The following is a 26091-nucleotide window of genomic DNA, read 5'->3' as shown; positions in this document are numbered from 1 at the left end:
CATCACAGCCCCTCCAGTTCCGCCATCAGGTCACTGAGCCGGTCGACCTTGTCATCATCCAGCGCACTGCCCTGCAGCCCCTGTACATACTCGGCCAACGCCTCCACCGTGCTGCACTCGAACATCGCCCGCAGCGGCACGTTCAGCTGTAGCTGCTTCTGCACCCGCGAAGCGATCTGCGTGGCCAGCAGCGAATGCCCGCCCAGCTCGAAGAAGTTGTCGTGCACCCCCACCCGCTCGGCTTTGAGCACATCGGCCCAGATGCCCGCCAACACGTCCTCCAGGTCGTTACGTGGCGCCTGATAGGCCTGGCTATCCTGCACGCCGATGTCGATGGCTGGCAGGGCCTTGCGGTCGAGCTTGCCGTTGGCGTTGTGCGGCAAGCTGTCGAACCAGCCCCAGTGCAAGGGCACCATGTACTCCGGCAACTCGGCACGCAGCCGTTGCTTGACCTGCTCCAGCAACGCGGCATCGGCACTGACGCCCTGGTGCGCCACCAGGTAGCCAACCAGATGCTTGCCGTTCACGCCCTCCTGCACCGCCACAGCGGCATCGCGAATTTCCGCCTGCTCATGCAGCCGGGCCTCGATTTCGCCCAGTTCGATGCGATAGCCGCGAATCTTCACCTGGTGGTCGATGCGCCCGACATATTCCAGCACGCCGTCCGGGCGTTGCCGCGCCAGGTCACCGGTACGGTACAGGCGCTCTCCCGGTGCCCCGTAAGGGTGAGGAATGAACGCCAGCGCCGTGCGCACCGGGTCACCGACGTAGCCACGGCCTACACCCGCACCCGCCACGCACAACTCGCCCACCGCCCCCAGCGGCACCAGCTTCTGGTCCTCACCGAACAGGTACAGCCGGTTGTTATCGGTGGGCGTGCCGATTGGCAGGTAGCTGCCTTGGGTCGAGGCGGCATCGACGCGGAAGAACGCCACGTCATCCGAGCACTCCGCCGGGCCATAGGCATTGACCAGGCCGATCTGCGGGTAGCGCTGCAGCCACTGCGCCGCCAGCTCCGGTGGCATGGCCTCGCCGGTCGGCAGCATCCAGCGCAGGCCGTCGAGGGCCTGGTGGTCGCTGGCCAGCATGCCCTGGATCAGGGACGGCACGCTCTCCAGCACGGTGATGCCGGTGGCCTGCACGTGCGCCAGCAGGCCTTGCGGGTCGTGGGCGATGGCGTTAGGCACGATCTCAACCTTGGCGCCGAACAGCGGCGCAGCCAGGAACTGCCAGACCGAGATGTCGAAGCTTTGCGAGGCGGTCTGGGCAATCACGTCCTGCTCGCTCAGCGCCAGGTAAGGCACCTTGCTCAGCTGGTTGTTGAGCATGCCGCGCTGCTCGACCATCACCCCTTTCGGCAGACCGGTCGAGCCTGAGGTGTAGATCACGTAGGCGAGGTTGTCCGGGCCACTGTGGATACCCGGGTTGTGGCTTGCGATCGGGTTGGCCTGGACGTCTTCCCAGACCAGCAGTTGCGGCCGCAGCGCAGCCTCCAGCTCACCGAGCAACTGCCGCCCCTGCTCGGCGCAGGCCGCGCTGCACACCAACACTGGCGTGCGGCTGAGCTGGATGATGCTTTGCAGGCGCGCCGCCGGCAGGCCCGGGTCCAGCGGCAGGTAGCCGGCGCCGGCCTTGAAGCTGCCGACAATCATGCCCAGCAGCGGCAACCCACGCTCGGCAAGCAGTGCCACTGGCTGGTCCACGCAGACCCCGGCAGCCACCAGCGCATGGCCCAGGCGGTTGGCCGCCAGGTTCAGCCCGGCGTAATCATAGGACGCATCCAGGCAGCGGGCCACGGTACGCTGTGGATGCGCCACGACCTGCGCTTCGAACTGCGCGATATAGCTTTGTTCCAGCGGATAAACCCGCTCGGTCCGGTTGCAGTCCTCCAGCAGGAAGCCTTGCTCCTGGGCGCTCAGCAACGGTAGCTCGCTCACCTCCCCATCAAAACCTTGTACCAGCGCCAGCAGCAGGCGCTTGAATTCGGCCAGCAAGCGCTCGACGGTCGGGTAGTCGAAGTAGCGCTGGTCGAACGACAGGTGCAGGCCCAGGTCATCACCCGGGTAGCACACCGCCGTCAGCGGGAAGTTGGTGTGGGTACGGCCCGAGTCGGAGCTGGCGTTCAGGTGCTGGGCGTGATCGAGCACGGCGGTTTCAACCGGCGCATTCTCGAACACGAACAGGCTGTCGAACAGCGGCTGGCCCTTGGGCAGCTCGCTGCACGCCTGAATCGCCACCAGCGGCAGGTATTCGTACTCGCGCAGTTCCATGTTGCTTTGCAGCAGGCCCTGCAGCCACTGGCGCACACTGCAGCGCTCACCCGCCGCGGGCAACTGCACGCGCAGGGCCACGCTGTTGATGAACAGGCCGACGGTGCGCTGCATCTGCGGCATGCTCACCGGGCGCCCGGCCACGGTTACCCCAAAGGCCACGTCGCGGTCGCCACTGTAACGCGCCAACACCAGGGCCCAGGCCGCCTGGGCGAAAGTGTTGACGGTGAGCTGATGGGCCTGGGCCAGTTCGCGCAGACGCACGCCATCATTCACCTCAAGGCGGGTATAACAATCGCCGACGACCATGCCGCTACCGGCGTGGTCATGGCGCAGCGGGCGGTCGCTAGGGATGGCTGTGGCACGTTCGAAGCCAGCCAGGTTGGCCTGCCACCAGGCGCGTGCGTCGTCCAGGCCCTGGCGTTGCAGCCAACCGATGTAATCGCGGTAACGCGGCGGCACCGGCAGTTGGGCCTGACGGCCTTCGCCAAGGGCCTGGTAGACCTCGAAGAAATCGTTCATCAACAGCGAGCGGCACCAGGCATCGATAAGGATGTGGTGGTTGCTCATCATGAACCAGTAGCGTTCATCGGCCACGCGCACCAGGCGCAGGTGGAACGGTGCCTCGCTGAGCAAAGCAAAGCCGGCCTCGCGCTCCTGCTTGTGCAGGGCCTGCAGGCGCTGCTCCTGGGCATCGTCGGCCAGGCCGCGCCAGTCCTGGTAGTCCACCGCCAGGTTGCCCGGCTTGTGGATGATCTGCAGCATCGCCTCGCCGCTGTTCCAGCTGAACGATGCGCGCAACGCTTCGTGGCGCGCCACCACCGCCTGCCAAGCCCGGGCGAAACGCTCAGGGTCGAGGGCGCTGTTGATGCGGTAGCGGTCCTGCATGTAGTACAGGCCAGTGCCCGGCTCCAGCAGGGTGTGCAGCAGCATGCCTTCCTGCATCGGCGTCAGCGGGTAAACGTCCTCGATCTGCGCGGCCGGGACCGGCAATGCGTCGATCTGCTCCTGAGTCAGGTGCGCCAGCGGGAAGTCCGATGGGGTGAAGCTGCCATTGCCATCAGCCAGGCAATGCGCGACCAGCGCCAGCAGCTCCTGACGATAGGCCTCAGCCAGACCCGCGATGGTCTGCTGGTCGTAGCGCTCGGCGCTGAAGGTCCAGCGCAGTTGGAGAGCACCGCCATACACCTGGCCATCGACGCTCAACCAGTTGGGCAACGGCGCATCGAGGTCATGCGCCAACCCGGCCGGGGCCTCCAGGGGCTGGAACAAGGCCGCACTGTCGAACTGCTGGTCGAACTGGCCCAGGTAGTTGAAGGTGATGCGCGCCTGCGGCAAGGCCGCCATCTGCTCGCGCCCGGCGGCATCCGCCAGGTAGCGCAGTACACCGTAGCCCAGGCCCTTGTGCGGTACATGGCGCAGTTGTTCCTTGATGCGCTTGATCGAACCGGCCCGCGCCGCGTCGTCTTCACCTGGCAGCGGACGCAGGCTCAGTGGGTAGGCATTGGTGAACCAGCCGACGCTGCGGGTCAGGTCCATGTCTTCGAACAACCCGTCACGGCCATGGCCTTCGAGCTGCACCAGCACTTCTTCATCGCCGCTCCAGCGGCACAAGGCCCGCGCCAGTGCAGTCAACAGCAGGTCGTTGACCTGGGTGTGGTAAGCCGCCGGGGCCAGTTGCAACAGCTGCCGGGTTTGCTCCACGTCCAGGCCGATGGCCAGGGTTTGAGCGTGGCGATGCAAATTGCCGCCCTGCGGATGGTCGCACGGCAATTCGCGACGCACACCGCCCAGCTGGCCTTGCCACCAGGCCAGTTCGTCACGCAGCGAATCGCTGCCGGCGTAGCTGACCAGGCGCGCCGCCCAGTCGCCGACGGCGTGGGTCTTGGCCGGCAGAGGCTGGCCACGGTACAGCGCCTGCAGGTCTTCCAGCAGCACCCGCCAGGACACGCCATCAACCACCAGGTGATGAATCGCCAGCAGCAACCGCTGGGTGCCCTGCCCGTCACGCACCAGCAAGGCGCGCAGCAGCGGCCCCTGTTGCAGGTCCAGGCTGCGCTGCACGTCAGTGTAGAGGGCCTGACAATCATTGAAATCGGCGACAGTGGCGCTCCACAGCAGTTGCTCGGCGCCAGGCTGCGCGTACTGTGCCTGCCAGCGGCCCTGGGCGTCGCTGAAGCGCAGGCGCAGGCTGTCATGGTGCTGCACCAGCGCAGCCAATGCCTGTTCAAGGGTGGCCTCAACCAAGGGTTGGCGCACCTCCAGCAGCACAGCCTGGTTCCAGTGTTGCGGCTGTGGCAGGTCACTGTCGAAGAACCAGTGCTGGATCGGCGTCAGCCCGGCCTGGCCCTGGCGCAGGCCTTGCTCGACGGTGCTCGCGGCTTCGCTGAGCTGAACCACAGTTGCCAGGGTCTGGATGGTCTGATGCTGGAACAGGTCGCGTGGGGTGAATTGCAAGCCGGCCTGCCGGGCGCGGCTGACCACCTGAATCGACAGGATCGAGTCGCCCCCCAGCTCGAAGAAGTTGTCCTGCACGCCGACCCGGCCAACGTTGAGCACATCGCGCCAGATCTGCGCCAACTGTGCTTCCACCTCATTGCCAGGGGCCTGGTATTGCTGCCGCGCCTGCTCAAGGTCCGGCAGCGGCAGCGCACGGCGGTCGAGCTTGCCGTTGCCCATCAGCGGCAGGCTATCGAGCAGCACCAGGTGCGCAGGCACCATGTAGTCGGGCAGGTGCTGGCGGGCATCGGCTTTCACCGCTTCGCGCAGCAGTTGTTGCACGTCGTTAACGGCGGTGGCCTGCCTGCACACCAGATAGCCCACCAGTTGCTTGCCGCCCGGCAAGTCCAGCGCCAGCACGACGGCCTCGTCGACATCCTCGTGCGCTTGCAGGCGGCTCTCGATTTCGCCCAGTTCGATGCGGAAGCCGCGGATCTTCACCTGCTGGTCGGCACGGCCGACATACTCCACCAGGCCATCGGTACCCAGGCGTACCAGGTCGCCGGTACGGTACAGGCGCCCGCCTTCGGCACTGAACGGGTCGGCGACAAAGCGCTCGGCAGTGAGGCCTGGCCGGTCGTGGTAACCCTGGGCCAGGCCGGCGCCGCCGACATACAGTTCGCCAATGCCGCCTTGCGGCAACAAGGCCAGATCCTCGTCGAGGATGTAGGCCGTACGGCTACCGATGACGCGGCCGATCGGTACGCTGCCAAGGTCTGCTGGCAAGGCCTCTGGGGCCAGGCACGCCAGCGGCATAACCACGGTTTCGGTCGGGCCGTAGGCATTGAAGCACTGCTGCGGCGCAAAGGCCTGGCGGATACGCTGCAGGTGCTCGCCGGTCAGCGCCTCGCCCCCGGTAATCACCAGGCGTACCGGCAATTGTTCGCCCCGCCCGCCCAGGTACTGCGCCAGTTGGCTGCCGTAGCTGGGGGTAAAGCCCAGAATGCTCACCTGCTGCTCGCGCACCAACTGGCAGATGTCCTCGGCGCCCCACTGCCCCTGGGCGCGCAATACCACGCGCGCGCCACACAACAGCGGCACCCACAGGCGCTCGCTGGCAGCGTCGAAATTGATCGAATAGAAATGCAGCTCGCAGTCATCGCTGCGCATGCCGAATGCAGCGATCACCGCCTGGCAGTGCATGGCGAACTCGCCATGGCTGACCACCACGCCCTTGGGTTTGCCGGTGGAGCCTGAGGTGTAGATCAGGTAAGCCTGGTGCTGCGGCAGGCTGAGGTTGTCCAGCGGCGCATCGCTGTAGGCCGCCAGGCTGGCGGCATCGTCTTCCAGGCTCCAGCTGGCCACGCCTTCAGGCAACTCGCCCAGGGTGTGCAGCAGCGCACGCTGGCTGAGCAGCAAGCCGATGCGGCTGTCTTCGATCATGTAGCGCAGGCGGTCGAGCGGGTACTCGGGGTCAAGTGGTACATAGGCGCCGCCGGCCTTGAGGATGGCCAGCAGGCCGACGACCATTTCCAGCGAGCGCTCCAGCGCCAGGCCCACCCGCACCTGCGGGCCGACACCCCGTTCGCGCAGGGCACGCGCCAGGCGGTTGGCCTGCTGGTCGAGCTCGGCGTAGGTCAAGTGCTGGCCGGCGAAGGTCAACGCGCCCGCCTGTGGCGTGCGCGCGGCCTGGGCGGCGAACAGACCGTGGAGGGTCTGGCCAAGGTCGAAATCGTGTTCGCCCTGCAATTGGCCTGTAAGCACTTGTTGCTCGGCACTGCTCAGCATTGGCAGTTCGCACAGGCGGTGTTGCGGGTTGTCGAGCAAACCGACCAGCAGTTGTTGCCAATGCTCGGCCATGCGCGCGATACGCGGCGCGTCGAACAGGTCGCGGCTGTAGGTCAGGCAGCAGCCCAGCCGGCCGTCCAGGTTGGTCACCTCCAGGTACAGGTCGAACTTGGTGGCGCTGGCATCGTTGACCAGGTAGTCCACCTGCATGCCGGCCAGCGTGCGGCTTTGCTGGAAGGCCCAGCGCTGCACGTTGCACATCACCTGGAACAACGGGTTGTAGGCACTGCTGCGCGGTGGCTGCAGGGCCTCTACCAGTTGGTCGAACGGCAGGTCCTGGTGCGACTGGCCTTCGATGGCAACCTGACGCAGCTGCTCCAGCAGTTCACTGGCGGTCATCTGCCCGTCCAGCTCGCAACGCAGCACCTGGGTGTTGAGGAAGGCACCGATCAGGCCTTCGCTCTCCGGGCGGATGCGGTTGGCCACCGGCGCGCCGATACGCAGGTCGCGCTGGCCACTGTAACGGTGCAGCAAGGCGGCCAGGGTGGCGGTCATGGTCATGAACAGGGTCAGGCCGCGCTGGCTATTGAAAGCATGCACGCGGGCCACCAGTGCCGGATCGAGTTCGAAGCGGTACAGCGCGCCACGGTGGCTCTGGACTGCCGGACGCGGGCGGTCGGCAGGCAACGCCAGCACCGGGTGCTCGTCGCCCAGGCGGTGCTTCCAGTAGGCCAGTTGACGAGCACCCTCGCCGCTTTCCAGCCATTGCCGTTGCCACACGCTGTAGTCCAGGTACTGCACTGGCAGCGGCGCCAGTGGCGACTCGCGGTCATCGACAAAGGCTTCGTACAGCTCGCCCAGCTCGCGGGCGAAGATGTCCATGGCCCAGCCTTCGGTGACGATGTGGTGCAGCGTCAGCACGAAGAAGTGCTCACGTTCGTTGACCTTGACCAGGCAGGCGCGCAGCAGCGGCCCCCGCTCCAGGTCGAAGGGCTGGTGCGCCTGGTCGTCGGCCAGTTGTTGCAAACGTTGCTGGCAGGCATCGTCTGACAAAGCGCTGAAGTCTTGCCAGTCCAGATGCAGGCCGCTGTCTTCGGCCACGCACTGGTACGGCACCCCGTCGATGCTGGGGAACGTGGTGCGCAAGGTTTCGTGGCGCACGATCAGCGCCTGCAGCGCACGCTCGAAGGCGTCCACGTGCAGGGTGCCACGCAGGCGTGCCATGCCGCCGACGTTGTACGCCGGGCTGTCCGGCTCCATCTGCCAGAGGAACCACATTCGCTGCTGCGAGTACGACAGCGGCACCGCCTGACGGCGGTCGACACGGGTGATTGCACCCTGCAGATTGCGCTCGCCGGCCGCGCGCAGGCGGGCGATTTCGGCACAGAAGGCGCCCAGCTCGCTGGCTTCGAACAGGGCCTTGAGCGGCAGCTCGACATCGCAGGCCTGGCGGGTGCGCGAAACGATCTGGGTAGCCAGCAGCGAGTGGCCACCGAGGGCGAAGAAGTCGTCCTGCAGGCCAATGCGCGGCAGATTCAACACGTCGCGCCAGATGGCCGCGACCTGTTGTTGCAGCTCGGTTCGTGGCTCGACATGCTCACGCTGCTGCCACACTGGAGCAGGCAGTGCCTTGCGGTCGACCTTGCCGCTGGGGCCCAGTGGCATCTGTGCCAAAGGGATGAGTTGCGCCGGCACCATGTAGGCTGGCAATTGCTCAGCCAGTACGGCCAGCACCTCGGCAGGCTGGGCGCTGCCACTGTAATAGCCGACCAGTTGCGCACCAACGGCGTCCTTGTGTATCAGCACCAGCGCCTGTTCCACACCCGCCTGTGCCAGCAGGCAGGCCTGCACTTCCTCGGGCTCGACGCGGAAACCACGCACCTTTACCTGCTGGTCGAGGCGGCCAAGGTATTCCAGGGCCTCCAACTGAACCTGCCAGCGGGCGCGATCGCCACTGCGGTACAGACGCTGACCATTGCCGTCGGCCTGGGGTACGAAGCGCTCGGCAGTGAGGCCGGGGCGGCCCAGGTAACCACGGGCCAGGCCCGCGCCACCGAGGTACAGCTCGCCCGGCACACCGGGGGCGCTCAGTTCCAGCTCATCGTCCAGCACGCGGCACAGCACATTGCCCAGCGGGCGGCCGATGGGCGAGCGCTCGCCGTCCACCACCTGGCAGTGCCAGTGGGTGACGTTGATGGCGGTTTCGGTCGGGCCGTACCGGTTGTGCAGCTGCACCTGCGGCAGCACCTGCAGCAAGCGGTCACGCAGCGCGGCGGACAACGCTTCGCCACCCGAGAACACCCGGCGCAAGCTACTGCAGGCACCTGCCTGCGGCTCCTGGACGAACACCTGCAACAGCGGCGGTACAAAGTGCAGCGTAGTCACCCCATAAGCCTGCACCAGGGCAGCGATACGCTGAGGGTCGCGGTGTTCACCGGGGCCGGCGAGCACCAGCTTGCAGCCGGTGACCAACGGCCAGAAGCATTCCCACACCGAGACGTCGAAACTGATCGGCGCCTTCTGCATCAGCACGTCGCTGTCATTCAGCGCATAGGTCGTCTGCATCCACTGCAGGCGCTCGGCCAACGCCGCATGGGTATTGCCTACGCCCTTGGGCTGCCCGGTGGAGCCGGAGGTATAGATAACGTAGGCCAGGTTGTCGCCGTGCAGGTGCAGGCCGGGGGCATGGCTGGGCCAGCTGTCCAGGTGCAACTGGTCGAGGGCAATGGCGCTGACACCGTCGACCTGTGGCAGCTTGCCCAGCAGGCTGCTGTGGCTCAGTAGCAAACGGGCGTCGCAGTCGGCCAGCATGTAGGCCAGGCGTTCGGCAGGGTAATCGACATCCAGCGGCACGTAGGCACCGCCAGCCTTGAGAATGGCTAGCAGGCCAACCAGCAATTGCGGTGAGCGCTCGATGGCAATGGCCACACAGGTATCGGGGCCGACGCCTTTGTCACGCAGGTAGTGGGCCAGGCGGTTGGCTTGCTGGTGCAGCCCGGCGTAATCCAGGCTGCCCCCGTCCCAAACCAGGGCGGTGCGCTGCGGCGTCAGGCGTGCCTGCTCATTGAGTTGTTCGACCAACAGGTGCTGCGCTGCGGCGGCCGGTGCCTGGCCCCAACCCAGCAGCTGCGCACGGCCGGGCTCATCCAGCAGTTGCACGTCGCCCAGCGCCTGCTGCGGCGCGGCACACACCTGTTCCAGCAGCGCCAGCAGGTGATGGGCCAGACGTTCGACGGTGCTGGCTTCGAACAGCTCCGCGGCGTAGTCGAAGGCCAGGCTCAGGCGGCCCAGATGGTCCTCCTCACTGTGCAACTGCAAGTCGAACTTGGCTTCGCGGCTGTACCACGCCAGCTCTTCGGCCAACAGCCCTGGCAGGCGCCGCAGGGCTGACAGGTCGCGTTGCTGGTGGTTGAACATGACCTGGAACAGGCCCTGCTCGCGCGCATCGGGCAGGGCTTCGACAAGCTGTTCGAAGGGTAGGTCCTGATTAGCCTGGGCTTGCAACGTGGCCTGTCGTACCTGGGTCAGCAATTGGGTAAACGAGTGACGGCCATCGAATTGCGCGCGCAGCACCTGCGTATTGATGAAGAAACCGACCATGCCTTGGGTTTCCAGGCGCGGGCGGTTGGCGTTGGGCACGCCGACGCGGATATCGGCCTGGCCGCTGTAGCGCTGCAGCAGCGCCTGCCAACCTGCCAGCAGGACCATGAACAGGCTGGCCTGCTGCTGGTGGGCAAGGCCCTTGAGCGCTTCGCCAAGCCTGGCCGGCACCTTGAGGTTGAAGCGCGCAGCGCTGTGCTCGCGCTGGCTGGCGCGCGGGTGGTCAGTGCACAGGTCGAGCGCCGGCAGCTCACCACCAAGGTGTGCCTTCCAGTACTGCAACTGGCGTTCGGCTTCACCGTCAACCAGCCATTGCCGCTGCCAGCTGCCGTAGTCGGCGTAACCCAGGGGCAGCGGCGCCAGGTTGGCCTCCAGGCCTTGGCAGCGAGCGGCATACAGCTTGGCGAATTCTTCGAGCAGGATGTTCAGCGACCAGCCGTCGGCAACGATGTGGTGCAGGGTCACCCACAGCTGATGCTCTTCGTCGCCCAGGCGCACCAGGGTTACCCGCAGCAGCGGCCCCTGGGTGAGGTCGAACGGCTGGCGAGCCTCGGTTTCACGCTGCGCGGCAACCTGCTCGGGCGAGTGCCCTTCAAGGTCCAGGCGGTGCAGGCTGAATGGCTGCTGCGGCAGGATACGCTGCAGCGCCTGACCGCGCTCTTCACTGAACACGGTACGCAGCGACTCGTGGCGCGCCACCAGCGCCTGGAAGGCGACTTGCAGAGCGTTGATATCCAGCTCGCCACGCAGGTGCAAGCCGGCAGGAATGTTGTAGGCCGCTGATTGCGGTTCCAGCTGCCACAGCAGCCACAAGCGGTTTTGCGCCAGCGACTGGGGCAATGCCTGGGCGCGCGCCAGCGTGGTGATCGCTGCGGTGCCTGCGGCGCCATCGGCGATGATCTGTGCCACAGCCTTGCTGTAGTCGGCCAGTACCGGCGCCTCGAACAGGGTACGCAGGCTCATGTCGATACCCAACTCATCGGCCAGGCGCGCTGTGGCCTGAGTGGCGGCGATGGAGTTACCGCCCAGCAGCAGGAAGTGGTCGTGCGCGGCCACCGCCTCTACCTTGAGGATGTCGCGCCACACAGCGGCGATGCGTGCTTGCAGGTCATCGCCAGCGGTTGCACGGGTACCGGCTTCGCTCACCTCAGGGAAACGGGCATAGCAGTCCAGGCTGCCATCGTCCATGCGCAGGCGGCAGGCAGAGCGCTGCAACTTGCCGCTGGAGGTCTTCGGCAGCGCGCCGGGGTTCAGCAGCAGGACCACGGCCGGGGCCTGTCGGCAGGCGTCGGCAATGACCTGGCGCAGGGTCTTGATCAGGTCCTGGGGCTTGAGTGCCTTTTGCACGTTGCGGCTGATCTCCACCGCGACACCGATGCCCTCCTCGCCTTGGTGCTCGACGGCGAACACTGCCACACGGCCTTTGCGCAGCACCTGGACTTCACGCTCGAGGGCTTTTTCCAAGTCCTGCGGGTACAGGTTCTGTCCGCGCACGATCAGCATGTCTTTCAGGCGCCCGGTAACGAACACCTCGCCCTCACGCATGAAACCCAGGTCGCCGGTACGCAGCCAGGTCTGGCCGTCCATTTCGACGAAGGTTCGAGCGCTGGCTTCTGGGTTGCGCCAGTAGCCCCGGGCGATGCTCGGGCCGCCTGCCCAGATTTCCCCCACCTGGTTGTCGCCCAGCACTTGCAGCTGTTGCGGCTCGACGATGCGTACCGCGTGCCCCGGCTGCGGGAAGCCGCAACTCATCAGCACGCTGCCAGTGCCGGGTTCGGCGCGGTTGGCGGCGAAGGCTTTGGCATCCAGCTCAAGCGCGGCGATACCCTGGCCACGACGGCTGCCGCTAACGAACAGGGTGGCTTCGGCCAGACCATAACTGGCGAAGAAGCTCTGCGGGTCGAAGCCACAGGCCTGGAACTTGTCGGCAAAGGTGGCCAGGCTGTCCTGGCGGATCGGCTCGGAACCGGAATAGGCCACGCGCCAGCGGCTCAGGTCGAGCCCGGCCAGCGAAGCCTCGCTGACCCGCTCGCTGCACAGGCGATAAGCGAAGTCGGGGCCACCGCTAATGGTGCCACCGTATTCGCTGATGGCCTGCAACCAGCGCAACGGCCGGGCCAGGAAGTACCCCGGCGACATCAGCACGCAAGGCACGCCACTGAAGATCGGCTGCAGCAGGCCGCCGATCAGGCCCATGTCATGGTACAGCGGTAGCCAGCTGACGATCACATCGTCGGGGTTGAGGTCGATGCCAAAGCCTTGGCGGATCAGCTGCTCGTTGGCCACCAGGTTGCCATGGCTGACCTGCACCCCCTTGGGCAGCGCGGTGGAGCCGGAGGTGTACTGCAGGAAGGCGATGTCATCGCGTTGGAGCTCGGGCGCGTGCCAGCTCGAGGCCAGCAACGGGTCCAGGCCATCCACGGCAAGCAGCTCGGGCGCGTTATCTGCCGCCAGTGCCTCCAGGCCGTTCAGGTTGTCGTGCAGTGCCGCCACGGTCAGCAGCAGGCGCGGCTCGGCATCGGCGATGATCGACAGCAAACGCTCCTGGTGATGCTGCCGCGCGGACTCCGGCGGGTAAGCCGGCACTGCGATCACGCCCGCATACAGGCAGCCAAAAAACGCCGCCACGTAGTCTGGCCCGCTAGGGAACAGCAACACGGCACGGTCACCGAAGCTGGCGCGCGCCTGCAAGGCAGCGGCGATGGTGCGTGCACGCTGGTCGAGGTCCCGGTAGCTGAGCACGGCCTGCTCGCCGGGGGTGTCGGCGAGAAAGCGCAGGGCAATCCTGTCCGGGGTCTGCGCGGCGCGTTGCGCCAGGGCCTGGACCAGCGAGAGCGGGAGTTCGAAGGCGTCCGTCATGGGGTGTTCCTGCCAGTGTCTGTTAGGGCGTGCCGGCTACGCCGCGAACATGGGCGGGCAGCGAGCGGCGACCGGGGATGTACACAGGGGAACGGATGGACGGGGGCAGAAATTAGCGGGGGTGAGGGTTTTGCGCTGCGTCAAGGTTGGGGGCATACCTTGAGGTATGCCCCCTTAGAACAGAAACACCCAATAATAATTTAGTTTCGCATTTGACAATCATTATCATTCTGAATAGCTTGTCGCACGTCGTAGGAAGCGACCCACCCTTGGGCGCCTCCTTTCCCCTCTGTGACAAGGTGATTTCCATGGCGGAACAACTATCCACAAGTAAGTGCGATTCACCATTACTGCAGGCCTTCGTCGACAACCGCAGCATCCTGGTCAAGATTGCTGCCCGCATCACTGGCTGCCGCTCCCGCGCCGAGGATGTGGTGCAAGACGCCTTCTTCCGGCTCGGCGCTGCCCCGCAGATCACTTCGTCGTTCAAGGCGCAACTAAGCTACCTGTTCCAGATCGTGCGCAACCTTGCGATCGACCACTACCGCAAGCAGACGATGGAGCTGAAGTACTCCGGCAGCGAGGAGGAAGGCCTGAATGTGGTTATCCAGAACGCCTCGCCCGAAGCCACCCATATCAACCTTGCCGCGCTGGACGACATTGCCGAAGCGCTGAACGAGCTGCCGCAACGTACCCGCTATGCGTTCGAGATGTACCGCCTGCATGGGGTACCGCAAAAGGACATTGCCAAGGAACTGGGGGTGTCGCCGACTTTGGTCAACTTCATGATCCGCGATGCACTGGTGCATTGCCGCAAGACCGCCAACCGGCAGGTCTGAGTCATTCTTCGAGAACATTGGCGAGGCCGTCGGGCGGGAATCAAGGCCTGCGCGTGCTGACTGTGATGCGGTAGGGCTCGAAAATCCGCGCCAGTTCACCGCTGTCACGCAGGCCACGCAGCAGTGCAGCGAACGTCTGCTCGCCGATAGGCGCCCCCGGGCGCAGCAAGGCGTAGTGGTGATAGACCTGGTCAATGCGTTGCGAAGGCACCAGCTGCGCCTTGCTCGCCGGGTTGCGTGCCAGGAAATCGCTGAGGTAGGAACGCGTGACCAGGGCGATATCGGCGCGGCCGGCCTGCACCATCAGCAGGTTGCTGTCGTGGGAATAGGTCAGGGTCGCGTTGTATGTCTTGCGCAGGTAATCGGGGTCAGCGTTGAAGCTGGCGAACGCGTAGTGGTAGCCGTTGAACAAGGCCAGGCGTTTGCCGCGCAGGTTGTCGAAGTAACGCGGATCACTGCCGTTTTCCTTGCGGGCGACGAACACTTCGGCATCTTCCAGGCCCATGTCCACGGTCTGATGGGCAATCTGCTCCCAGCCCCATTGTGGGTTCTCGAAAATGGCCATGTCGGTGCGGCCTTGCTGGAAGTCACCGAAGCGCCGCTGGATAGACGTAGGTACCAGAACGAAGTGATAGTGCTGCTGCGCCCGGTTGAGTGCATCGACCAACTGCGGCAGCAAACCGGTATCGGCACCTTGCTCGGGGCGCACTGTGTAAGGCGGGAAATGGGCTGCGCCAATCTTCACTTCAACCGCTTCGCCAGCCCATACCGGTGCCGCCAACCAGAACACGGCCAGCAGCATCAGGGTGGACAAGGCCTTGAGGCCGGGCGCTGGAGTCAAGACGGACACTCATCACGGTTTATGCCTGTATGCGCTTAAGCTAGGCGTTTTCCAGGGGCGGCACAACTACTGGCGTCTGCTCTTTGTGCCAAAGCAGGCGGCAAAATGCCATAGGATGCCGTATGCCCGTACATTGGCTACGCTCTAGCAGGATCTGCATGGGAGCCTGGTATGGGCCATTGGTTGGTGATCGACCTGGAAGCCACCACCGACGATGGTGGGTGGCCGGTCACAGAGATGGAAATCATTGAAATCGGCGCAAGCCTGGTGACCCGCGAAGGCCGCGAGGTCGACCATTTCCAGCGTTTTGTAAAGCCACGGCGGCGGCCGCAGCTGACCCCGTTCTGCCGTGAGCTGACCCACATCAGCCAGGCCGACGTGGACAACGCCGCGCCGTTTCGCGAGGTGTGGGCAAGCTTCGAGCGCTGGCTGGGGCACCACCGCGGGCAGCTTCAGGCCTGGGTCAGCTGGGGCGACTACGACCGCCAGCAATTGCACCAGGAGTGGCAGCAGCACGGCCTCGACAGCCTGCTGCGCACATTGCCGCACATCAACCTCAAGCAACGCTTTGCCAAGGCCCGCCACCTGCAGCGCCCCACCGGCCTGAACGGCGCCCTGCAACTGGCCGGCATGCACTTTTGCGGGCAACAGCACAGGGCCCTGGAAGATGCGCGCAACACGGCGCGGCTATTACCGTTGACCCTGCCCGCCCACAGCCCCTGAAAGCAGATGACGAGGCCTGTGGCCTTGGGCATACTGGCCAGCCCTTTTTCAGCACCTCTTTTCAGGAGTCGCCCATGTTCCAGGTCAACGAGTACTTCAACGGCACCGTCAAGTCGATCGCATTCTCGGGCGAAGAAGGCCCGGCCACTGTCGGCGTCATGGCTCCGGGCGAATACGAATTCGGCACTGCCAAGCGTGAGATCATGCATGTGGTATCGGGCGCGCTGACCGTGAAACTGCCGGGTAGCGACAACTGGGAAACCTTCAACGCCGGTGACAAGTTCAACGTGCCGGCTGACAGCAAGTTCCAGCTGCAGGTGAAGGTGGATACCGCTTACCTGTGCGAATACCGCGACTAAGCGCCGGCCTGTTCCGGCCTCTTCGCGGGTAAACCCGCTCCTACAGGGTGCTGAGCCGACCTTCGATGGTGTGCGGTCCTTGTAGGTGCGGGTTTACCCGCGAAGAATCCAGCACTAATCCTTCAGGAAATCAGCAACACGTTCAGCCGCCGCCTGCAAATGCTGCTCATGGCTGAACCCCGAAGCCTTCAACGGCTTCAGGTCATGGTCCCCCGCCACTAGCCAGCTCACCTCGATCGCCGGCGACAACGCATACCCCGCCACCGCCTCGCGGTTACCCAGCGCATCCCGCTCGCCCTGCACGATCAACGTCGGTGTTTTCAACTCGGCCAGGTGCTCTACCCGTGGCTTCTCGGGTTTACCCACCGCGTAGAACGGATAGCCCAGGCACACCAGCGCATCCGCGCCCAATTCGTCGGCCAGCAGGCTCGCCATGCGCCCGCCCATGGACTTGCCACCCACGGCCAGCTTACCCGCGACCAAAGGTCGCACTTGCCGGTACACCTCGCGCCAGCATTCAAGCAACACCTTCTGCGGGTTCGGCGGCCGCTTGCCACCGGTAACCCTGCGCTCGGCCATGTACGGGAACTCGAAGCGCACTACCGCTACCCCAAGCGCCGCAAGCCTTTGCGCCATTTCGTCCATGAACCCGCTGTCCATCGGCGCACCCGCGCCATGAGCCAGGATCAGGCCCCCCTTGTAGCCCCCTTTACCTTCAAACCGCGGAGGATCGCAGCGCAAGCCTGGGACATTTGCGACCTTCGCCCATTGATCCCCGTCAATACCGGCACTTTGCCCATTAATCATGCTTGCCTCGCTGTAAAGCCTGCCAAATAACCGTGGATGGGAACCCATACATGAACACAACCAGCAGTACCGCCTATAACTACAAGGTGGTCCGCCAATTCGCCATCATGACGGTGGTGTGGGGAATCGTCGGGATGGGGCTCGGCGTCTTCATCGCCGCCCAGCTCGCCTGGCCGTCCCTCAACTTCGACCTCCCCTGGACCAGTTTCGGCCGCCTGCGCCCCCTGCATACCAATGCGGTGATCTTCGCGTTCGGCGGCTGCGCACTGTTCGCCACCTCCTATTATTCGGTGCAACGCACCTGCCAGACCACCCTGTTCGCACCGGGCCTGGCCGCGTTCACGTTCTGGGGCTGGCAACTGGTTATCCTGCTGGCGGCCATCAGCCTGCCGCTGGGCTACACCAGCTCCAAGGAATACGCCGAACTGGAATGGCCGATCGACATTCTGATCACCATCGTCTGGGTAGGCTACGCCATCGTGTTCTTTGGCACGCTGATGAAGCGCAACACCAAACACATCTACGTCGGCAACTGGTTCTTCGGCGCCTTCATCCTGACCGTGGCGCTGCTGCACATCGTCAACAACCTGGAGCTGCCGGTCAGCCTGACCAAATCCTATTCGGTCTACGCAGGCGCCACCGATGCCATGGTGCAGTGGTGGTACGGCCATAACGCGGTGGGCTTCTTCCTGACCGCAGGCTTCCTGGGGATGATGTACTACTACGTGCCCAAGCAGGCCGAACGGCCGGTGTATTCGTATCGCTTGTCGATCGTGCACTTCTGGGCGCTGATCACCCTGTACATCTGGGCCGGCCCGCACCACCTGCACTACACCGCCCTGCCCGATTGGGCGCAGTCGCTGGGCATGGTGATGTCGCTGATCCTGCTGGCGCCAAGCTGGGGCGGCATGATCAACGGCATGATGACCCTGTCGGGCGCCTGGCACAAACTGCGCAGCGACCCGATCCTGCGCTTCCTGGTGGTGTCGCTGGCGTTCTACGGCATGTCCACCTTCGAAGGGCCAATGATGGCCATCAAGACGGTCAACGCCCTGTCCCACTACACCGACTGGACCATCGGCCACGTCCACGCCGGCGCCCTCGGCTGGGTAGCGATGATCTCGATCGGCGCGCTGTACCACACCATTCCCAAAGTGTTCGGCAAAGAACGCATGTACAGCCTCGGCCTGATCAATGCGCACTTCTGGCTGGCCACCATTGGTACCGTACTGTACATCGCCTCGATGTGGGTCAACGGCATCGCCCAGGGCCTGATGTGGCGCGCGGTCAACAGCGACGGCACGCTCACCTACTCGTTCGTGGAAACCTTGGTGGCCAGCCACCCAGGCTTCGTCGTGCGCTTCGTCGGCGGCGCGATCTTCCTCAGCGGCATGTTCCTGATGGCCTGGAACACCTGGCGCACCGTGCGTTCGCCAGCGCTTGACGTCGCCCCTGCGAACGCCCAGTTGGCTTGAGGAGAAACGCCTGATGAAACATGAAGTCATCGAGAAAAACGTCGGCCTGATGGCCCTGCTGATGGTATTTGCCGTCAGCATCGGCGGCCTGACCCAGATCGTCCCGCTGTTCTTCCAGGACGTCACCAACAAACCGGTCGAAGGCATGAAGCCCTATACCGCGCTGCAACTGGAAGGCCGCGATGTCTACATCCGCGAAGGTTGCGTGGGCTGCCACTCGCAGATGATCCGCCCGTTCCGTGCCGAAACCGAGCGGTACGGCCACTACTCGGTGGCCGGTGAAAGCGTGTGGGACCACCCGTTCCTGTGGGGCTCCAAGCGCACCGGGCCGGACCTGGCCCGGGTCGGTGGCCGCTACTCGGACGACTGGCACCGTGCGCACCTGTACAACCCGCGCAACGTGGTACCGGAGTCGAAGATGCCGTCCTACCCGTGGCTGGTTGCCCAGCAGGTCGACAACAGCCACACCGACGTCAAGATGCGCACCCTGCGCACCCTGGGCGTGCCGTACACCGACGACGACATTGCCGGCGCCCGTGAAGCGGTCAAAGGCAAAACCGAGATGGACGCACTGGTCGCCTACCTGCAGGTGCTCGGCACCGCGATCAAGAACAAGAGGTGAGTGCGATGGAAATGGACATCGGCATGATCCGCGGTGTGGGCACCCTGGTGGTGATGATTGCCTTTATCGGCCTCACCCTGTGGGTCTTCAACCGCCGCCGCGACCGTGATTTCGCCGAAGCGCGCCTGCTGCCCTTCGTCGACGACCGCCTGCCCCCTGCCGGGCAGGAGCCTGCTGCAAAAAGGAGTAACGGGCAATGACCACCTTCTGGAGTACGTACATCAGCGTACTGACCATCGGTAGCCTGATTGGCCTGACCTGGCTACTGCTCGCCACGCGCAAGGGCCAGAGCAACAACACCACCGACGAGACCATGGGCCACAGCTTCGACGGCATCGAGGAGTACGACAACCCGCTGCCCAAGTGGTGGTTCTGGCTGTTCGTGGGCACCTTGGCGTTCTCGGTCGGCTACCTGATCCTCTACCCGGGCCTGGGCAACTGGAAAGGCATCCTGCCGGGCTATGAAAATGGCTGGACTGGCGCCAACGAATGGCAGAAGGAAATGGACAAGGCCGATGCCAGGTTCGGTCCGATCTTCGCCAAATACGCCGCCATGCCCGTAGAAGAAGTGGCGAAGGACCCGCAGGCGCTGAAAATGGGCAGCCGCCTGTTCGCCTCCAACTGCTCGGTGTGCCACGGTTCCGACGCCAAGGGCGCCTTCGGCTTCCCCAACCTCACCGACAATGACTGGCGCTGGGGCGGCGATCCGGAAACCATCAAGACCACCATCATGAGCGGTCGCCATGGCGTGATGCCGGCCTGGGCCGAAGTGATCGGTGACCAGGGCGTGGCCGACGTGGCTGCATTCGTGGTCAGCAAACTCGATGGCCGCACACTGCCTGAGGGGGCGAAGGCCGATGTGGAGAACGGGCAGAAGATCTTCGCAGCCAACTGCGTGGCCTGCCACGGGCCGGAAGGCAAAGGCACGCCCGCCATGGGCGCTCCGAACCTGACCCACCCGCAGGCGTTCATCTACGGCTCGAGCTTTGCCCAGCTGCAGCAGACCATTCGTTATGGTCGCCAGGGGCAAATGCCGGCACAGGCCGAGATCCAAGGGAATGACAAGGTGCACCTGCTGGCGGCTTACGTGTATAGCCTGTCGCAGGATGGTTCGGCTGAGGCTGTGACGGCCAAGTGAGTTTGCCGAAAGGGATTTGCCAAGTGAGTTCGCCGAAAGGCATTCGCCGCCTGTGAGATCGAGCGCCGCCCGCGCGGCGCTTCGCGGGTAAACCCGCTCCTACGTTTGTTTCGGGCCAGTCCCTCCTGCACCAGTCGCGCGCGACCGCCTTGTTTGTACGACGCGATATCGAGACATGCGCCAAGGCGGTCGCGCGCAAATCTCACAGGAATAATTGGCCCGAAACAAACGTAGGAGCGGGTTTACCCGCGAAGCGCCGCGCGGGCGGCGCTCGATTTCTGCCCCACCACAACACTCAAACCTTACACCCCCGCCCCACCACAACACCCAAACCTTACCCCCCGCCCCACCACAACACCCAAACCTTACCCCCCCGCCCCACCACACCCCCATTCCTTACCCGCCCCCATAACCCTCAAGCCTTACACTCCCCCGCCCACTACCAGCCTCAGTCCCCTTCCCTTGCACCCCCACCGAACAGAACTAAGCTTGTTGCCTCAGTGGGCTTCGCTCCGAAAGGACCGATGCAGACACGGCGCGTAGCCTGACGCCGCCCCGAAAAAGCTTGACCGATCGATCAGAAAAAGATGAAAAACGGTACACATTACAAATATTTATTTGTGTACAATCGCCCAGACCCGATCCCTGCGGGACATCAGTGAACGGGTCTGGACACGGGTCGGCGTACCAAAGTTGCGTTGCGGCAACCTTGCTGGTTATCAATACTGGCGCCGATTTTTCGACCAACAAGAACATCAAAACCGTGGAACCTTAGAATGAGCACAGCAATCAGTCCGACTGCTTATAACTATAAGGTCGTCCGCCAGTTCGCCATCATGACGGTGGTCTGGGGGATCCTTGGCATGGGCCTCGGCGTCTTCATCGCCTCGCAGCTGGTGTGGCCGCAGCTGAACCTGGACCTTCCCTGGACCAGCTTCGGCCGCCTGCGCCCGCTGCACACCAACCTGGTGATCTTCGCCTTCGGGGGCTGTGCGCTGTTCGGCACCAGCTACTACGTGGTGCAGCGCACCTGCCAGACCCGGCTGATCTCCGACAGCATGGCCGCCTTCACCTTCTGGGGTTGGCAAGCCGTGATCGTCGGCGCGCTGATCACCCTGCCGATGGGCTACACCACCACCAAGGAATACGCCGAGCTCGAGTGGCCGCTGGCGATCCTGCTGGCCATCGTCTGGGTTACCTACGGGCTGGTGTTCTTCGGCACCATCGTCAAGCGCAAGACCAAACACATCTATGTCGGCAACTGGTTCTACGGCGCCTTCATCGTGGTCACCGCGATGCTGCACATCGTCAACCACATCTCGCTGCCGGTGAGCCTGTTCAAGTCGTACTCGGCCTACTCCGGCGCCACCGACGCGATGATCCAGTGGTGGTACGGCCACAACGCCGTGGGCTTCTTCCTCACCACCGGTTTCCTGGGGATGATGTACTACTTTGTGCCCAAGCAGGCCGAGCGGCCGATCTACTCGTATCGCTTGTCGATCGTGCACTTCTGGGCGCTGATCACCCTGTACATCTGGGCCGGCCCGCATCACCTGCACTACACCGCCCTGCCTGACTGGGCGCAGTCGCTGGGCATGGTGATGTCGATCATCCTGCTGGCGCCAAGCTGGGGCGGCATGATCAACGGCATGATGACCCTGTCGGGCGCCTGGCACAAACTGCGCACCGACCCGATCCTGCGCTTCTTGGTGGTGTCGCTGGCGTTCTACGGCATGTCCACCTTCGAAGGCCCGATGATGGCCATCAAGACCGTGAACTCACTGTCGCACTACACCGACTGGACCATCGGCCACGTCCACGCCGGCGCCCTCGGCTGGGTGGCAATGATTTCGATCGGCGCCGTGTACCACATGATCCCGAAACTCTACGGCCGCGAGCAGATGCACAGCATCGGCCTGATCAACGCGCACTTCTGGCTGGCCACCATCGGCACCGTACTGTACATCGCCTCGATGTGGGTCAACGGCATCACCCAGGGCCTGATGTGGCGCGCCATCAACGATGACGGCACCCTCACCTACTCCTTCGTCGAAGCCCTGCAGGCCAGCCACCCCGGCTACATCGTCCGCGCCCTGGGCGGTGCGTTCTTCGCCAGCGGCATGCTGCTGATGGCCTACAACGTGTTCCGTACCGTACGTGCCGCCAACCCGGCACAGGCTGAAGAGGCCGCCAAGATCGTCGTTGTGGGAGCGCACTGATGAAGCATGAAGCCGTCGAGAAGAACATAGGCCTGCTGGCCTTCTTCATGGTCATCGCCGTGAGCGTCGGTGGCCTGACCCAGATCGTCCCGCTGTTTTTCCAGGACGTCACCAACAAGCCGGTCGAGGGCATGAAGCCGCGCACCGCGCTGGAGCTGGAAGGCCGCGATATCTACATCCGCGAAGGCTGCGTAGGCTGCCACTCGCAGATGATCCGCCCGTTCCGTGCTGAAACCGAGCGTTACGGCCACTACTCGGTAGCCGGTGAAAGCGTGTGGGACCACCCGTTCCTGTGGGGCTCCAAGCGCACCGGGCCGGACCTGGCCCGCGTCGGCGGCCGCTACTCCGATGACTGGCACCGTGCGCACCTGTACAACCCGCGCAACGTGGTACCGGAATCGAAGATGCCGTCCTACCCGTGGCTGGTCGAGAACAAGCTCGACGGCAAGGACACCGCGAAGAAGATGGAAGTGCTGCGCACACTCGGCACCCCGTACACCGACGCCGACATTGCCGGCGCACGTGACGCGGTCAAGGGCAAGACCGAAATGGACGCCATCGTCGCGTACCTGCAGGGTCTTGGCACCATCATCAAGAGCAAACGGTGACGCTGATGGATATCGGGATGATTCGCGGCCTGGGCACCGTCGTGGTGATGGTGGCGTTCGTGGGCCTGGCGCTGTGGGTGTTCAACCCACGGCGTAAAAAGGACTTCGACGAAGCGACCCAACTGCCCTTCGCGGATGACCCCGAGGCCACTCGGCACGTCGAGCAAGCAAAAGCTTCTGGGAGCAAACAACAATGACAACCTTCTGGAGTCTGTACGTTACCGTCCTGACCCTGGGCACCATCTTCTCGTTGACCTGGCTGCTGCTGTCGACCCGCAAGGGCCAGCGCGAAGAGGTTACCGACGAAACCGTCGGGCATGCCTTCGATGGCATCGAGGAATACGACAACCCGCTGCCGAAATGGTGGTTCTGGCTGTTCGTCGGCACCATCATCTTCGCCCTCGGCTACCTGGTGCTGTACCCGGGCCTGGGCAACTGGAAAGGCGTCCTGCCGGGCTATTCGTACCTGGATAACGACAAGCAGACCGAGTTTTCCAACGGCCAGCCGGGCTGGACCGGCGTGCACGAATGGGAAAAGGAAATGGCCAAGGCCGACGCCCGCTTCGGGCCGATCTTCGCCAAGTTCGCGGCCATGCCGATCGAAGACGTAGCCAAGGACCCACAGGCATTGAAAATGGGTGCGCGGCTGTTCGCCTCCAACTGTTCGGTGTGCCACGGCTCCGACGCCAAGGGCGCCTTCGGCTTCCCCAACCTGACCGACAACGACTGGCGCTGGGGCGGCGAACCGGACACCATCAAGACCACCATCATGGGCGGTCGCCATGGCGTGATGCCGGCCTGGGCCGAAGTGATCGGTGACCAGGGCGTGGCCGACGTGGCTGCGTTCGTGGTCAGCAAACTCGATGGCCGCACATTGCCTGAGGGGGCTAAGGCCGATGTGGAGAACGGGCAGAAGATCTTCGCAGCCAACTGCGTGGCCTGCCACGGGCCGGAAGGCAAAGGTACGCCCGCCATGGGCGCACCGAACCTGACACACCCGCAGGCGTTCATCTACGGCTCGAGCTTTGCCCAGTTGCAGCAGACTATCCGTTATGGTCGCCAGGGGCAGATGCCGGCCCAGGAACAGCTGCAGGGCAACGACAAGGTGCACTTGCTGGCGGCTTATGTGTACAGCCTGTCGCACCAGGCTGAGCCGGCCAAGGCTGAGTAAGGCAGGCCTGGCCTGTTCGCGGGTAAACCCGCTCCTACACAGGATCCTTGTAGGAGCGGGTTTACCCGCGAAGAGGCCGGTACTGGCACAGCATTTCTCGCAGGCTGATGACCTGGATCAATTGACACCCGCCATAACACGTTTCATACCACGAACCCAACGCGACTAAAGGTCGCAGTGCGATCCCATGCTGCCCTCAGCGGCGTATCATGGACCGCAGAGCGCTAGCAGATTGCGCGAGACTGCGGCCCGCACGCACAGGCCGCGGCGTTTCTCCACTGCCGTGGGACTTGATGATGAGCAAGCAAATTCCGGTACATGATGTCACCCCGCCTGCCAGCAAAGGGAAGGATTCCGTCGACCTCTACGCTTCCCGGGAAAAGATCTACACCCGCGCCTTCACCGGCCTGTTCCGTCGCCTGCGCATGGTCGGGGGTGCCGCACTGTTCCTGCTGTACTTCGGCACCGTGTGGCTGAACTGGGGAGGGCACCAGGCCGTGTGGTGGAACCTGCCCGAGCGCAAGTTCTACATCTTCGGCGCCACCATCTGGCCGCAAGACTTCATCCTGCTCTCGGGCATTCTCATCGTCGCCGCCTTCGGCCTGTTCTTCATCACTGTGTTCGCCGGCCGGGTGTGGTGTGGCTACACCTGCCCGCAAAGCGTGTGGACCTGGATTTTCATGTGGTGCGAAAAGGTCACCGAGGGTGACCGCAACCAGCGCATGAAGCTCGACAAAGCCCCCATGAGCGGCAACAAGTTCCTGCGCAAATTCGCCAAGCACAGCCTGTGGCTGCTGATCGGTTTTGTCACCGGCATGACCTTTGTCGGCTACTTTTCGCCGATCCGTGAGCTGGTGGTCGAATTCTTCACGGGCCAGGCCGATGGCTGGGCCTACTTCTGGGTCGGTTTCTTCACCCTCGCCACCTACGGCAACGCCGGCTGGCTGCGCGAACAGGTGTGTGTGTACATGTGCCCGTATGCACGTTTCCAGAGTGTGATGTTCGACAAGGACACGCTGATCGTTTCCTACGACCCGCGCCGTGGCGAAACCCGCGGCCCGCGCAAGAAAGATACCGACTACAAAGCCCAGGGCCTGGGTGACTGCATCGACTGCACCATGTGCGTGCAGGTCTGCCCGACCGGCATCGACATCCGTGACGGCCTGCAAATCGAGTGCATCGGCTGCGCAGCCTGCATCGACGCCTGCGACAGCATCATGGACAAGATGAACTACCCCAAAGGGCTGATCAGCTACACCACCGAGCACAACCTGTCCGGGCAGAAGACCCACCTGCTGCGCCCGCGTCTGATCGGCTATGCCGTGGTACTGCTGGTGATGATGATCGGGCTGGCGACGGCCTTCGCCACCCGTTCGCTGGTCGGTTTCGACGTCAGCAAAGACCGCGTGCTGTACCGCGAAAACGCCCAGGGCCGGATCGAGAACGTCTACAGCCTGAAGGTAATGAACAAGGATCAGCGCGATCACGTCTACGTGCTGGACGCCGCTGGCCTGCCGGACCTCAAGCTCGAAGGCCAGCGCGAGATCCGCGTGGCCGCCGGTGACATCGTCAGCCTTCCCGTGCAGCTGTCGGTTGCCCCCGAGAAGCTGCCATCGACCACCAACGAAATCACCTTCATCCTCAAGAGCGCCGACGACAGCGACGCCCAGGTTGAAGCCAAGAGCCGTTTCATCGGCCCACAGATCCGCTAAGAGAGATAACGCACAATGCCTGCCGCCACCGCCGCCAGCCCCTGGTACAAGCACCTCTGGCCCTGGATCATCATCGGCATCCTCACCACCTCGGTGTGCCTGAGCCTGACCATGGTCAGCATCGCTGTGCACAACCCGGACAACCTGGTGAATGACAACTACTACGAGGCCGGCAAGGGCATCAACCGCTCGCTGGACCGCGAGCTGCTGGCGCAGCAGCTGGGCCTGAAAGCCAGCGTGCATCTGGACGAACTGACCGGCGAAGTGGACCTGCGCCTGACCGGTAGCAGTGGCCCGCAAAACCTGGAGCTGAACCTGATTTCGCCAACCCAGCCAGAGAAGGACCGCAAGGTGCTGCTGAGCCGTGTCGAAGCAGGGCGCTATGTGGGACAACTGGAAGACAAGGTCGACGGGCGGCGCTTTGTGGAACTGCTGGGCAACGAAGGGGGCCAGGTGTGGCGCCTGTTCGAAGAGGAAAAAGTGGCGCATGGTGTGACCTTGCAGTTGGGTGACGAAGCCCTGCAAGGCGCCGAACACCAGTAATGATTCCTGGTATGAATGGGGGCGCTTTGCGCCCCTTTCGCGACGCAAGGCCGCTCCCACAGGAGAACGCATGCTTCT

General features: G+C 64.1%; 16 protein-coding genes. 13 read left to right on the top strand and 3 right to left on the bottom strand.

What is annotated here, in order from left to right:
• Window positions 1-2: 2 nt before the first annotated feature.
• Entirely contained in the window at window positions 3-12956 is a 12954-nt protein-coding gene (locus ACZ889_RS12105; RefSeq protein WP_476257400.1) for a non-ribosomal peptide synthetase, read from the bottom strand.
• A gap of 308 nt (window positions 12957-13264) precedes the next feature.
• Between ACZ889_RS12105 and ACZ889_RS12100 the strand changes: the two genes are divergently transcribed.
• Window positions 13265-13795 carry an RNA polymerase factor sigma-70 gene (locus tag ACZ889_RS12100; protein ID WP_003254275.1) on the top strand — a complete coding sequence of 177 codons (531 nt, stop codon included), beginning with the start codon at window positions 13265-13267 and terminating at the stop codon, window positions 13793-13795.
• A gap of 40 nt (window positions 13796-13835) precedes the next feature.
• Here ACZ889_RS12100 and ACZ889_RS12095 read toward each other — a convergent pair whose 3' ends face one another.
• Window positions 13836-14636 (bottom strand): substrate-binding periplasmic protein, encoded by an 801-nt coding sequence (locus tag ACZ889_RS12095; protein ID WP_012051698.1) that lies wholly within the window; start codon window positions 14634-14636, stop codon window positions 13836-13838.
• Between the two features lie 171 nt (window positions 14637-14807).
• On the opposite strand from ACZ889_RS12095, the gene ACZ889_RS12090 reads away from it, so the two are divergent.
• Together ACZ889_RS12090 and ppnP are read left to right on the top strand one after the other, a co-directional pair.
• Window positions 14808-15359 carry a 3'-5' exonuclease gene (locus ACZ889_RS12090; RefSeq protein ID WP_003254277.1) on the top strand — a complete coding sequence of 184 codons (552 nt, stop codon included), beginning with the start codon at window positions 14808-14810 and terminating at the stop codon, window positions 15357-15359.
• Window positions 15360-15433: 74 nt separating this feature from the next.
• On the top strand, window positions 15434-15718 hold the full coding sequence (gene ppnP, locus ACZ889_RS12085) for a pyrimidine/purine nucleoside phosphorylase (protein ID WP_003254278.1): 285 nt from the start codon (window positions 15434-15436) through the stop codon (window positions 15716-15718).
• A 114-nt stretch (window positions 15719-15832) separates the two neighbouring features.
• Here the strand turns inward: ppnP and ACZ889_RS12080 are convergent, their stop codons facing one another.
• Window positions 15833-16525, bottom strand: a complete 693-nt coding sequence (locus tag ACZ889_RS12080) for an alpha/beta family hydrolase (protein ID WP_012051697.1) — start codon at window positions 16523-16525, stop codon at window positions 15833-15835.
• Between the two features lie 50 nt (window positions 16526-16575).
• Between ACZ889_RS12080 and ccoN (ACZ889_RS12075) the strand changes: the two genes are divergently transcribed.
• The 10 genes from ccoN (ACZ889_RS12075) to ACZ889_RS12030 all read left to right on the top strand — a co-directional run bounded on the left by ccoN (ACZ889_RS12075) (window position 16576) and on the right by ACZ889_RS12030 (window position 26013).
• Window positions 16576-18000, top strand: a complete 1425-nt coding sequence (gene ccoN, locus ACZ889_RS12075; RefSeq protein WP_003254280.1) for a cytochrome-c oxidase, cbb3-type subunit I — start codon at window positions 16576-16578, stop codon at window positions 17998-18000.
• 13 nt (window positions 18001-18013) lie between these two features.
• Window positions 18014-18622, top strand: a complete 609-nt coding sequence (gene ccoO, locus ACZ889_RS12070) for a cytochrome-c oxidase, cbb3-type subunit II (RefSeq protein WP_003254281.1) — start codon at window positions 18014-18016, stop codon at window positions 18620-18622.
• Window positions 18623-18627: 5 nt separating this feature from the next.
• A complete protein-coding gene (locus tag ACZ889_RS12065) occupies window positions 18628-18822 on the top strand; it encodes a cbb3-type cytochrome oxidase subunit 3 (RefSeq protein WP_003254282.1) in 195 nt (64 codons plus the stop codon).
• Entirely contained in the window at window positions 18819-19760 is a 942-nt protein-coding gene (gene ccoP / locus ACZ889_RS12060; RefSeq protein ID WP_064493231.1) for a cytochrome-c oxidase, cbb3-type subunit III, read from the top strand. Before ACZ889_RS12065 ends, ccoP (ACZ889_RS12060) begins: the two co-directional genes overlap by 4 nt.
• A 776-nt stretch (window positions 19761-20536) precedes the next feature.
• The gene (gene ccoN / locus ACZ889_RS12055; RefSeq protein WP_003254284.1) at window positions 20537-21979 is read left to right on the top strand and encodes a cytochrome-c oxidase, cbb3-type subunit I; all 1443 of its coding nucleotides are present in this window, start codon (window positions 20537-20539) and stop codon (window positions 21977-21979) included.
• Entirely contained in the window at window positions 21979-22587 is a 609-nt protein-coding gene (ccoO, locus tag ACZ889_RS12050; protein ID WP_003254286.1) for a cytochrome-c oxidase, cbb3-type subunit II, read from the top strand. The genes ccoN (ACZ889_RS12055) and ccoO (ACZ889_RS12050) overlap by 1 nt, the downstream gene beginning before the upstream one ends.
• A gap of 5 nt (window positions 22588-22592) precedes the next feature.
• Window positions 22593-22784 carry a CcoQ/FixQ family Cbb3-type cytochrome c oxidase assembly chaperone gene (locus ACZ889_RS12045; protein ID WP_003254287.1) on the top strand — a complete coding sequence of 64 codons (192 nt, stop codon included), beginning with the start codon at window positions 22593-22595 and terminating at the stop codon, window positions 22782-22784.
• A complete protein-coding gene (gene ccoP / locus ACZ889_RS12040) occupies window positions 22781-23758 on the top strand; it encodes a cytochrome-c oxidase, cbb3-type subunit III (RefSeq protein WP_003254289.1) in 978 nt (325 codons plus the stop codon). The genes ACZ889_RS12045 and ccoP (ACZ889_RS12040) overlap by 4 nt, the downstream gene beginning before the upstream one ends.
• 296 nt (window positions 23759-24054) lie before the next feature.
• Window positions 24055-25470: a cytochrome c oxidase accessory protein CcoG gene (ccoG, locus tag ACZ889_RS12035; RefSeq protein WP_029380549.1), complete on the top strand. Its 1416-nt coding sequence runs from the start codon at window positions 24055-24057 to the stop codon at window positions 25468-25470.
• 15 nt (window positions 25471-25485) lie between these two features.
• Window positions 25486-26013 carry a FixH family protein gene (locus tag ACZ889_RS12030; RefSeq protein WP_108078494.1) on the top strand — a complete coding sequence of 176 codons (528 nt, stop codon included), beginning with the start codon at window positions 25486-25488 and terminating at the stop codon, window positions 26011-26013.
• The last annotated feature ends 78 nt before the right edge of the window (window positions 26014-26091 follow it).

It is taken from the genome of Pseudomonas sp. TE3895 (genome assembly GCF_056278855.1).
The sequence above is the reverse complement of the archived record's forward strand: the minus strand, read 5'-3'. Positions and strand labels throughout refer to the sequence as shown.